Consider the following 11,325-nt stretch of genomic DNA (forward strand, 5'->3'; position numbering starts at 1 on the left):
AAGGTATCCTCTCTCAGGCTGCGAGGATTTTCCGGTCACCCGAAGGTGTTTCTCTCAGACCGGTAAAACGTTGGCTGGCAGTCACCCGAAGGCGCTCCTCTCAGACTGCCGGAGCATTAGCTGGTTGCATGAAGCAACGGGTAAGCCTGTTTATTTTCAGAGCAAATGGTAGTTATGTCAACTGATGAACAGGTTCGTAGACCTTTCATCCTTAAAGTTAGCAAACGCTCGAACTGATAGCGCTCCTCAGCAGGATATGACAAAATCCGAACGTCAACGTAAAGCAGAAAATGTCTAATTGGGCATCTATTTCTACTCAAAAAGCGGTACAGACTTGCTGCTGCGAGGTCAGCAGAAACGTGCTGACCTGCCAAGAAGCCAAAAGAGGCCCATAAGAAGCCCTTAAATACCAATAGCCAGGCTGACTGAAATTTGAACTGCCCAGATACTCCATGGTAGGTCAATGATTAATCTATAGACGGTTAATAATTAACAGGTGTCGAGCAACGCGGATTAAGTGCCTGACCGCTCACTTTATGGATGATACGCGCATGATAACAGGAGATATTGAGTGAACATAATACCTATTCGAGGCGATTACGAATGAACGTAGCGCCCTTACAGGGCGAGCGTCACGGCTTCGCCGTTCCGATGCTTTGCATGGCCGGAGCACCGCTTTATACTCAGCATCATGTATATCCCGCGTCCCGCCAAACTCCTGTTCACCGTCGATGACGGCTGGAACTACTACCTCGGGAAGCACGGTGACAGCGTCAGCCAGTGGAACCGCCTCTGTGTTGAGCGCATGCTCGCCTGTGGAACCTGCGCAATGGGCGTTCGCCGCTACTGCTGTGCCTCGCCGGGCTGTACCCACTCCCGCTTCTTCTGCCAGAGCTGCAAGTCAAAGGCATGCAGCGCCTGCGGCATGAAGTCCACTGGGCAGTGGATTGCTGAGCAGCAGCACATTCTGCCCGACTGCGAATGGCAACACATCACTTTTACTATGCCACACCTGCTCTGGCCGTTCTTTAACTATAACTGGCCGCTGCTCAACGACCTGTTCCGCTGCGCCACCCGCGCCATGCTGAAGTGGGCACGTACACAAGGCATTGAGGTCGGCATATTCTGCGCCCTGCACTCCTATGGTCGCCAGCTCAATCAGCATCCGCATATCCACGTCTCCGTCACGCGGGGCGGTCTCGACGTTAAGCACCGCGTCTGGCGCAGCCTCTTCTTTAAAAAGAAGGCCGTTGAGGAAATCTGGCGTGGTGCTGTTATCCGACTGCTGCGCGACAGCTACGCCCGGATCATGCCCGGCATGCTGCCGGGTCTGGGCCACATCCGCGATGAGCGCCAGTGGCGGCGTTACCTGAAGGCACAATATGGCCGACACTGGAAGGTGCACTTCGCGAAGAAGACCCGGGGAGCCTGGCACAGCGTGAAATACCTCGGCCGCTACCTGAAGCGCCCGCCGGTGTCGGCTTCCCGTCTGCGACACTACGGCGGAGGCGCGGTAGTCCACCACTACCTCGATCACCGCACGGGAAAACATAAACGCCAGACGCTGAGTCAGGAAGAGATGATCGGGCGCTATATCAGCCACATTCCGGCGCGGCATTTTAAAGATGGTGCGCTACTCCGGCTTTCTGGCCAACCGAAAGCGGGGCACGCTGCTGCCGAAGGTTTACGAAGCGCTGGAGATGACGGTACGGGAAAAACCTAAACGCCCCGGGTTCGCGGTACTGATGAAAGGCTTCCCGGGCACAGATCCGTATCAGTGCATCCTCTGTAAAGGCCGGTTGCATTTTTCCGGAGCCGTGGCGGGTGAACACGCCACAAAAATGCTCTCTGACAGGCTGCATCAGATGGCGAAAAAACGATGGCTGCGGATGCCGGAACTGGATCGGTGCGCCTGAAAAATGGGTTTCAGGTTGAAAATACAGCGAAGATGGCATTTTTATATCAAGACCCACACAGATCAGCAGCAGCAATGGAATAGACAGTGTCATTTTTCATGGTCAGGCGATATCAAAAGAAGCGATTCAATCTCCTAACCATCAAGCCAGCGGAAGGCGAAACCCGATGTGGCTTAAAGATGCCGGATATTTCCACCCGGCGGCTCCCTCCTGCGCCTCCACATTCCCGCCCTGCGGTTTACCGGTGTCTATCCGCTGTTAAAGGCCGCGTTTTCTCATACCACGCCTGACTCTCGGTTCCGTTTAGGCAGTTCGCTCCAGGCTGGGCTGTGTGCAAGCCCCCCATTCAGCCCGACTGCTGCGCCCCTTCCGGTAACTAACCCTTGAGTCCAACCCGGTCGGACACGCAAAAACGCCACTGGCAGCAGCCATTGGTAACTGGGAATTAGTGGATTTAGATATTCTGAGGCTTGAAGTGGCGGCCTAACTGCGGCTACACTGAAAGGACAGTATTTGGTATCTGCGCTCCACTAAAGCCAGTTACCTTCGGATTTTAGAGTTGGTAGCTCTGAAACCCGGCAAACGAACCACCGTTGGTAGCGGTGGTTTTTTTGTTTACAGCGCTGGAGATTACGCTCGAAACAAAATGATATCAAGAAGACCCTTTCAAACATCCAACTCAAATTGAATGCCCCTTCAATCACCTCTTATTCCTGAGTATCATGAAGAGGTTAATCAACCTGATAAAGTTATCCAACTGACAAATAGAAAGGCTATTTAATTCAATATAAGGAAATATACCATGTCAGAAGCAGAAAATATTGCAAATAGAATATTAGAAGTATTGCAGCGAAGAAAAAGGAAATCAGTTTACATCCGTTACACACAAAAAATTGGTGAGGTCGTTTTAGATTTCACAAATGACATGGCTGCTCTTGCTATAAATTTCATTGACACTGAAAACAGATATAGAAACCAAACTGACACTTACAGACTGCTACATAGACTAAAAAGAGGGTTGCATGATCAAGACCTAAGCAAAATAATAAACCTTGTGCTAAATAGATTTACTAATGAAGTAAAAAACAATAAAGCGAACGACATTGAGGACAAATTAGCAAAGACAACAGGAAAAATGTTCATAAATGCAACATTGATAAATGATTTAGCATCTATATTTTCTCAGAAATTCATAGGAAAGATGTCTGCCGGGTTAATAATAACTACAATATACTCAATAGGTGGCTCTGTATCTAGGGCGATTTACACGTCGGAAAGGCTGAGTGTGGTTAACTACCAAGTATACAACGATCTCAGAACAGCCGGAGATCTTGACTTGTTCTACTTCCTTGTTGAAGCCTATGCAGGACCATTCCTAGATGCCATTAGCCTGAAAAGAAGGAATCCCGCCTCATGGGACGAGATTTTGCTAAAACTATCCAATGAATTAAGCAAGAAATAATCAGTCGCTTTTTATTTTTCGGGTTGCTTTGATGGAAAAATAAAGGCAACCCAACCCAAAAAACATAATAACAAGATGCCCGGTAACCTCAGGGTAATTCAACGCAGATAGACCACCAAGTGATTTAATATAAACAAGTTTTTCTATGAATGAATAAACTGCAAACATCAAAAACAAAAACAAAAACACAGACACTACACTCATTAATAAATAAGCTATTTTTTTAAAGTTAAAATCCATACAATTCCATCTCTCATAAATTAAAACCAGATAATGCACAGTGATCGCAGATTACTATACGCATTTTATTCCACCCCAGCCACGTTAATTATATCCCTGATGGATAATATTTATCCCAGCGAAGGACCGTCATAAGTTATCTGTCGCTGTGAGCGTTCCAGCTCCAGCGTTTTCTGGTTCTGAACCGCACGTTCATGCTCCCGCCGCTGCTCGATGACGTTCAGCCTGTCGATAAGCGGCGAAGCTGCTCGCTCAAACTCTGCACCTGCCTGCTCAAGCACGTGACGCGCTCGTTCAGCGCCGCGTTCTCCCGTTGCATAAGACCAGACATCGTCCGCCATTCCGTGAAGGCGTTCTCCCACTCGTCCAGCCTTTTGAACATAGCGCCCTTACAGGGCGAGCGTCACGGCTCTGCCGTTCCGAGGGTGTTCATGACCGGCTCACAGCTTTATACTCTGCGGTATGTTAATTTCTCAGGAAATCATTCACATGGCCCGTAGCAAAGCCCCCAGAAAGCGTAAACCCACGCCCTCGTCCCGACGCGCTATACCCGGATATCCTAAGCGTTTTCTGGTGTCCATTCCGCCCCGGAGCGATTATGACGACCCCGACGAGTTTTTTACGACACTCCGCAGGATGCCATTCGTCACTGTGTCCACCTGGGGCCACAGTTTTTCCTCGATACACACTTCGACCCGCCTCTCGTCTGCATCATCCGCGGCTTTGAGCCGCCTGACTCACCCGACGGCGATGTCGTCCTTGAGTCCATGCCAGCCGATGTGTTTATTATCGCCACAGAATCCGGCATGCTGCCGGTGACCTTCGCTCCCTGGGATAAACACACCGACAACTGGGCCGATGACTGTGACGACTGGCACTATAATACCGGTGCCACTGCAGAGCGATAATCCGCCGCATGTATATCCCGCGCCCGGCAAAACTGCTGTTCACCACTGATGACGCCTGGAACCGGTATATGGATAAACACGGGGACACCCTCAGCCCCTGGACCGTACTCTGCGTCGAGCGCATGCTCGCCTGCGGCACTGCTGCCATGGGGGTGAAGCGATACTGCTGCGCCTCCCCGGACTGCACCCACACCCGCTTCTTCTGCCAGACCTGTAAATCAAAAGGCTGCAGCTCCTGCGGACATAAGGCCACGGAGCAGTGGATTACAGAGCAACAGCAAATTCTGCCCGACTGCGACTGGCAGCATATCACCTTCACCATGCCCCATCTGCTGTGGCCCTTTTTCAACAATAACTGGCCTCTGCTCAATGCCCTGTTCCGCGCAGCCACCCGCGCCATGCTCCGCTGGGCCAGAAAACAGGGTGTGGAAGTCGGTATCTTCTGCGCCCTGCACACCTACGGTCGCCAGCTCAACCAGCATCCCCACATTCATCTCTCCGTCACCCGCGGCGGGCTTGATATTAAACACGGCGTATGGCGCGACCTCTTCTTTAAAAAGCATGCCGTGGAGGAAATCTGGCGCGGAGCCGTCATCCGGCTGCTGCGCCACAGCTATGACCTGATTAACCCCGGCAGGCTGCCGGGGCTGGGGCATATCCACGACAAAAAACAGTGGCTGCGCTATCTGCAGGCGCAGTACGGGCGCCGCTGGAAGGTCCACTTCGCGAAGAAGACCCGGGGGGCCTGGCGGAGCGTCAAATATCTGGGCCGGTACCTGAAACGGCCCCCCGTGTCGGCGGCGAAGCTGAGGCACTACAGCGGCGGCGCGGTGGTGCACCACTATTACGACCACCGTACGCAGCAGTACCGGCAGCAGACGCTGACGCAGGAAGATATGATCGGACGTTATATCAGCCATATCCCGGCGAAGCATTTTAAGATGGTGCGTTATTACGGTTTTTTATCAAACCGTAAACGGGGTAGCCTGCTGCCGAAGGTGTATGAAGCCCTGGAGATGGAAGCGCGGAAAAAACCGGAGAAGCCCGGCTTCGCCGCGCTGATGAAAGAATTTCTGCGCACGGATCCGTACAAATGCATTCTGTGCGGCAACCGACTGCGCTTCAGCAGTGCGCAGGCCGGGAGGCACGCGTCGGAGTTGGTGGCAGAAAGACTGCATAACATCGACCGGAAACGATGGCTTCTGGCACAGACTGCGGGATAAGTGCGTCTGAAAAACAGCTTTCAGGTTAAAAACGCGCCGCAAATGCCATTTTATGACCATAACGTTCCCGATGGCACATCATTACTGCATTACAGACACTGCTGCTCATGGTCAGGAAATTTTTAAAACGATGATTCAGTTTCCTAACCATGAACAGATCGTCGCACTGCGGGAGAAAATAACGGCATCACTGGCGCAGCACCAGCGCAAATGGCAGGAACAGCAGGACCAGCGCAACCGCATGCTACTGAAAACCCGTCAGTGCGGCGCGACCTGGTATTTTGCCCGCGAGGCACTGTTGCGCGCCCTGCGGGATGATGTGGAATATTCGTACCAGCGTAACCAGATATTTCTGTCGGCATCCCGCCGTCAGGCGCACCAGTTCAGAGGCTTCATCCAGAAGGTGGCGGGCGAGGTGGACGTTGAGCTGAAGGGTGGTGACAAAATCGTACTGAGTAACGGTGCAGAGCTGCATTTTCTCGGTACATCGGCGGCAACAGCGCAGTCTTACACCGGCAACCTGTATTTCGATGAGTTTTTCTGGGTCAGCCACTTCACAAAGTTGCGTAAAGTGGCGGGCGCTATGGCAACGATGAAAGGGCTGACGCGCACCTATTTTTCAACACCATCAAGTGAAACGCATGAGGCTTACCCGTTCTGGACGGGTGACCGCTGGAATGAGAAACGCCCGAAGGTGCAGCGCAAAGCGTTTGATGTGGGCTGGAAAACGCTGAACAGCGGGCTGTTATGCCCGGATAAAACCTGGCGACAGATAGTCACATTGAAAGACATTATCGATCAGGGCTGGGAATATACCAATCTTGAAGAAATCCAGGATGAAAACAGCGAGGATGAATTCCGCAACCTGTACATGTGCGAGTTTGTTCGCGATGGCGAGTCAGCCTTCAATCTTAACGCCCTGATTGGTTGCGGGGCAGATGGTTACGACGAATGGCCGGACTGGAAACCCTTTGCGTCCAGGCCGATGGGGAATCGCCCGGTATGGATTGGCTATGACGCCAACGGCAGCAGCGGCAATGGTGACAGCGGTGCGATTTGTGTTGTGGTGCCGCCGCTGGTGCCGGGCGGCAGATTCCGCACGGTGGAAACGGAACAGGTGCGCGGCTTTGAGTTTGAAGAGCAGGCGAAAGTTATCGAAAACTTCACCTTCAAATACAACGTTCAGCATGTCGGCATCGACGTGACGGGCGGTAACGGTGAAGCCGTGTATCAGATAGTGAAGAAGTTTTTCCCGATGGCGATGCCCTGGACCATGTCAATGACGTCAAAGCGCACCCTGGTGCTGAAAATGCTACAGCTAATCCGCGCCGGGCGCTGGGAGTATGACCGCAGCGAGCGCGCCCTGATCAACGCCTTTAACTCGGTTCGCAAGGTAAAGACGCCGGGCGGATTCATCACCTATGACACCGATCGGTCACGCGGCGTCAGCCACGGTGATTTAGCCTGGGCGAACATGCTCGCCATTATTAACGAACCGCTGGGCCAGGAGAGTGGCAACGGCGGGTTTGCTATGGAGTTCTGATGAAGAAGCGCACCTACAAAAACAAACACACTGCCAGTAGTGGCAGTGCCGGACAGCCTGATATCTCTGACGCGCTCAGAGGCGATCCGTCGCTCAGCGCCTTCACATTCGACGGCCCGTACCCGGTAACGGACGGTTATGATCTGCTGGATAATATGTATTGCGCCGATAATGGCCGCTGGTTTGAGACGCCGGTTGACTGGTACGGGCTGGCCCGTTCTTTCGGTCAGGCGTCATGGCATCAGTCAGCGCTTTACTTCAAACGCAATGCGCTGACCGGCTGCTATATTCCCCATCCGCTGCTGAACCGTCAGGCATTCTCCGCCTTCGTGCTTGACTGGTTTGTCTTTGGCAACTGCTATCTGGAGTGCCGCCGTAATCGCCTGAATGGGCCGCTGACGTTGCGCCATGTTCCTGCGAAATACACACGTCGCGGCAGCGATCTGGACACGTACTGGTTTATCCGTCAGTGGAAGGATGAGTACATGTTTAAAGCGGGTGAGGTCTGCCACGTAATGAATCCTGATATTCACCAGGAGATCTACGGAATGCCGGAATATATGGGTGCACTGCTCTCCGCCAGCCTGTCACACTCCGCCGATAAGTTCCGCAAACTCTATTACGATAATGGCTCACATGCTGGCTGCATACTCTACGTCGGCGCGACGCAGGTTGACCAGGAAAGCATAAAGGTGGTGCAAAAAACCCTGTCAGAGGCCAGAGGAAAAGGCGCATTCAAAAACGTGCTGATCAATGCACCGGGCGGTGGTAAGGATGGTGTGCAGCTGATACCGTTCAGTCAGATCTCTGCAAAAGATGAGTTTCTGAATATCAAATCTGTTACGCGTGACGATATTCACGCCGCCCACCGCGTGCCGCCGCAACTGATGGGTGCCATGCCTGGTGAGAAAGGATCGTTTGGCGACGTTGAAAAAGCCGCGCGCGTCTTTGCCATCAATGAACTGATGCCGGTTATGGAAGCACTGAAGCATGTCAACGACTGGCTCGGCCAGGACGTGATCCGCTTCAATCCTTACGCGCTACTTGAGCAGAAGTGACTCACTGCCGCACTTCGCCTGCCCTTCCCGTGCGGAGCATAAAAGCGTTATGCCCGCACGGGATCGCCGATCAGAGGTATGCAGGAGGGTAACGTTTTTTTAGTGCGCTCCCGATGTGTCGCTTTATGCTTTCCACCACATCCTCCCAGACGTTCTCATCAGATTTACCGATAAGCACCCTGACAGGTCTGTCCTGTTCGACCTGGACGTCAATACTGACGCGGTTATCACCCACAGAAGCGAGCTGAAGGTTCAGAACCACACTGACATGCAGACCTGATGGTTCGTTTTCGACCCACGTTCTTACTGCCATGCGAATTGCTCCGTCAGGGGTGACGCCAATCTGTCGAACGGAGAGCGCAGAAAAACCTTCTGGTTCGTTGCATGGCAGACCGGTCTCAACATAGGGGTGGAGATCCCCGGCACTGTCCACCCAATGACGGGCAGGCAGGCCCAGCCATTCCTCATAGTATTCGATCAGCCTTATCGCCTCATTCCTCAGTATTCTTGCGGCATCGGCTCGCCTTTCTTCGACCGTCTCATTGAGACGGCATAAATCACGGAAGTGGCTCATTGCTCACCTCTTTTCTTTCTGGTTGTACTCACCGCTATTGTGCTGACTCATCCGATGATGAGCAATGCGAATTTCAGTGCTCACCGTCAGATTTTTCAATACCCGCATGACCGCCCGGTGCCTGATACCGGAGGCGAGAAAACGCGCTGAGAAGGCGAAAAAGGCCGGAGAATGCCAATTAAAGGCATCACCTCCCGACCCTCCGTCGTGTGGGCTGTTCCCCCGTCACCTGCGCGCGACATTTGCTTCGTTTTTTGTGCATTTGCCGATCCGGGGCCAGACCGCGCCGCCACAGGGCGGAAAGGGTATAAACAGCGTCAAAAAAATTGTGCAAATTTGTGCACTATTGTGCAACAGAGAATGAAGGCCAGGAAAGAAGAAAAGCCGCCTCAAAAGGCAGCTTCTCAGATTAGTGGGGATTGATGGATAATCGGCGCAAAACAGCAGCAATATCATCGCTGCTTACTGCCCCCATCGCTGCGGATACCGTCAGTTCTTCCAGTTCATCACCTTCGTCACGGATATCAATGCCATTGCGCTTTAAAAAAGCCATCGCAACGAAAAAGGCGGTTCGCTTATTGCCGTCATTGAAGATATGACCACGCGAAATAGCGACAAGATACATTGCAGCCAGTTCGTGAATATCCTCAACACCTTCATAGTAAAGCTGGTTCTGAACACGATAAATGATCGCCTCTGCTCTTCCCGGCTCTGGCATTCCCTGAACGCCCGGCAAAGCTGTAAGCAGACGGTCATGAAACGCTATCACCTCCTGAGCGCTAATCCATTTCATCTGTCGGCCAGCGCCTTAATGGTACGACCGTGTCGCCCCATAATTTCGGCAAATTCAGCATCCAGCTTTGCTTCCTGCCACGCGTTGAAATCATCTCGGCTGATAAGCACAGCGGCAGAGCCATCGCGGCGAGTTATTTCTACAGGCTCACCAGCCGTAGCCGCTTCCATTACTTCGGCAATATTTTGCCGGGCCTGAGATGTGGTATAGGTTCGCATATAACCTCCTTTGATGTACACCTTTAGCGTACAACATAGACGTACAACAGGCAACGATAAAAGATATTAACCTGCGTCAACCTCGTTAAGCGCTACCATGATCGCCAGCCGTTCAGCGGGCGGAAGAACTGCATATTTCGCGCGCCAGCGCTCTACTTTACGCTTAATACGGTGCCGATCGTTGTAGTCTTTTCCGGCAAACGCATGGGAATACGCGCGCCCCTCCGGGTAGTTCATCCAGATTTTTTCTGTTCGCACGCCGCCGCGCGTCATGGCTTGAAATTCTTTGCTACGCCAGCCCACCAACGTTTCGTCATAAAGCTGCGACGGGTATCCAGACAGGATCACGCTGACGTTTTCCGGCAGGCTCATGAGGCAAGCTAATAGGCGCTCATGATCGGCAACGGTATATTCATGACGGTAGCAGGCGCGACTGGTGCGCGTTTCTGGCAGATAGGGAGGATCGGAATAAACCAGCACGCGGCCATGTTGAGTAAAGTTTTCTCTATTCAGAAAACCAACAGCATCACCGTGATACAGATGCAACCGGGGCGGTGTTTCCTCCATCTCTGACCAGCGATCCCGCGTTAATTTAAAAGCATTTTCATCAACATCAATTCCAATAGTCCTGGCTGCAAGTGGCTTGTGAAACATTACCGCACCACTGCCCAGGTGCGTTTCAATGTAGGTATCATGCGGCGGCATTTCAGCAATGATTTTTTGATAGACACCGCTACCGCCTTTACTCCCTAAATAACTCATCCGTAAAACCTCGCATTGCAGCTGCAGCACCGATAAAAATGACGGTGCTCGATGCGTATGGCCGACACTGCCAAATCTGACAGTGCGGTACCCAATGAGCGCCACATTATGGCGCTGGCGGACTCTTTGCCGCCCGCACCCGCAGAATCGCTATTTCCGGCGTAACGCATTACGCCAGCCATACCGATTGCCATGAAAACACGGTATTAAGCCCCGCCGAACTTAGAGATAAATGCCTGCCCTGCGGGGTCAGGCATGCTTCATGCGCTCGTTTAACGTCTCAACAATGAACGCATTCACCGATACTTCATTTTCTGCGGCTGCCTGATTCAGGCGTTCGCCGAAAGATTCAGGGTAGCGAAGCGTGAATGTCCTGGTTTTTTCCTGGCGGGCGTAAGGTTCTATACCTTCCGCACTACAATCTTCCAGATACTCACGAAGCGAAATATCGCCTTCTTTGTTCAGTCCCTGAATACTGTCAGAAACAAAGTCACAGTAGCCTGTCAGCCCCAGAAAGCGCCCGCGAAACATATTAATTTCCGGCACGTAGCTGACAACCGCTGGCTGCCCGGCAATAACGATCATATTTGGGGTGGCTGGTTTTGTCATGGTTTCACTCCGGTGCTTT

General features: G+C 52.4%; 11 protein-coding genes and 2 pseudogenes. 6 read left to right on the plus strand and 7 right to left on the minus strand.

Annotation, left to right across the window (positions count from 1 at the left end):
* Window positions 1–691: 691 nt before the first annotated feature.
* Together LU633_RS19110 and LU633_RS19120 are read left to right on the plus strand one after the other, a co-directional pair.
* Window positions 692–1,916 (plus strand): annotated as a pseudogene (locus LU633_RS19110) (IS91 family transposase).
* 802 nt (window positions 1,917–2,718) lie between these two features.
* Window positions 2,719–3,378, plus strand: a complete 660-nt coding sequence (locus LU633_RS19120) for a hypothetical protein (protein WP_016190308.1) — start codon at window positions 2,719–2,721, stop codon at window positions 3,376–3,378.
* Here LU633_RS19120 and LU633_RS19125 read toward each other — a convergent pair whose 3' ends face one another.
* Window positions 3,379–3,618: a hypothetical protein gene (locus LU633_RS19125; protein WP_016190309.1), complete on the minus strand. Its 240-nt coding sequence runs from the start codon at window positions 3,616–3,618 to the stop codon at window positions 3,379–3,381.
* 220 nt (window positions 3,619–3,838) lie between these two features.
* Complete coding sequence (locus LU633_RS19130; protein WP_071598870.1) at window positions 3,839–4,000, minus strand: MbeD family mobilization/exclusion protein; 162 nt, start codon at window positions 3,998–4,000, stop codon at window positions 3,839–3,841.
* A gap of 385 nt (window positions 4,001–4,385) precedes the next feature.
* Between LU633_RS19130 and LU633_RS19135 the strand changes: the two genes are divergently transcribed.
* The 4 genes and pseudogenes from LU633_RS19135 (at window position 4,386) to LU633_RS19150 (ending at window position 8,350) form a co-directional block, all read left to right on the plus strand.
* On the plus strand, window positions 4,386–4,526 hold the full coding sequence (locus LU633_RS19135; RefSeq protein ID WP_161796965.1) for a hypothetical protein: 141 nt from the start codon (window positions 4,386–4,388) through the stop codon (window positions 4,524–4,526).
* 8 nt (window positions 4,527–4,534) lie between these two features.
* Entirely contained in the window at window positions 4,535–5,749 is a 1,215-nt protein-coding gene (locus tag LU633_RS19140; RefSeq protein ID WP_046371879.1) for an IS91 family transposase, read from the plus strand.
* 151 nt (window positions 5,750–5,900) lie between these two features.
* A pseudogene (locus tag LU633_RS19145) lies at window positions 5,901–7,292 on the plus strand (terminase large subunit domain-containing protein); the annotation flags it as partial.
* Window positions 7,292–8,350, plus strand: coding sequence for a phage portal protein (locus tag LU633_RS19150; RefSeq protein WP_046371980.1), 1,059 nt, complete (start codon window positions 7,292–7,294; stop codon window positions 8,348–8,350). The pseudogene LU633_RS19145 and the gene LU633_RS19150, both read left to right, overlap by 1 nt.
* 70 nt (window positions 8,351–8,420) lie before the next feature.
* Here the strand turns inward: LU633_RS19150 and LU633_RS19155 are convergent, their stop codons facing one another.
* From LU633_RS19155 to LU633_RS19175, 5 genes are all read right to left on the minus strand, one after another.
* Window positions 8,421–8,924 carry a hypothetical protein gene (locus LU633_RS19155; protein ID WP_016193219.1) on the minus strand — a complete coding sequence of 168 codons (504 nt, stop codon included), beginning with the start codon at window positions 8,922–8,924 and terminating at the stop codon, window positions 8,421–8,423.
* 409 nt (window positions 8,925–9,333) lie between these two features.
* Window positions 9,334–9,717 carry a type II toxin-antitoxin system death-on-curing family toxin gene (locus LU633_RS19160; RefSeq protein WP_046371846.1) on the minus strand — a complete coding sequence of 128 codons (384 nt, stop codon included), beginning with the start codon at window positions 9,715–9,717 and terminating at the stop codon, window positions 9,334–9,336.
* The gene (locus LU633_RS19165; RefSeq protein WP_006117881.1) at window positions 9,714–9,935 is read right to left on the minus strand and encodes a type II toxin-antitoxin system Phd/YefM family antitoxin; all 222 of its coding nucleotides are present in this window, start codon (window positions 9,933–9,935) and stop codon (window positions 9,714–9,716) included. Before LU633_RS19165 ends, LU633_RS19160 begins: the two co-directional genes overlap by 4 nt.
* 66 nt (window positions 9,936–10,001) lie before the next feature.
* Window positions 10,002–10,697: a DNA methylase gene (locus LU633_RS19170; protein WP_046371847.1), complete on the minus strand. Its 696-nt coding sequence runs from the start codon at window positions 10,695–10,697 to the stop codon at window positions 10,002–10,004.
* Window positions 10,698–10,946: 249 nt separating this feature from the next.
* Window positions 10,947–11,306 carry a type II toxin-antitoxin system HicB family antitoxin gene (locus tag LU633_RS19175; RefSeq protein WP_046371849.1) on the minus strand — a complete coding sequence of 120 codons (360 nt, stop codon included), beginning with the start codon at window positions 11,304–11,306 and terminating at the stop codon, window positions 10,947–10,949.
* Window positions 11,307–11,325: the final 19 nt, after the last annotated feature.

The organism is Erwinia tracheiphila (assembly GCF_021365465.1).
GTDB classification, from domain to species: domain Bacteria; phylum Pseudomonadota; class Gammaproteobacteria; order Enterobacterales; family Enterobacteriaceae; genus Erwinia; species Erwinia tracheiphila.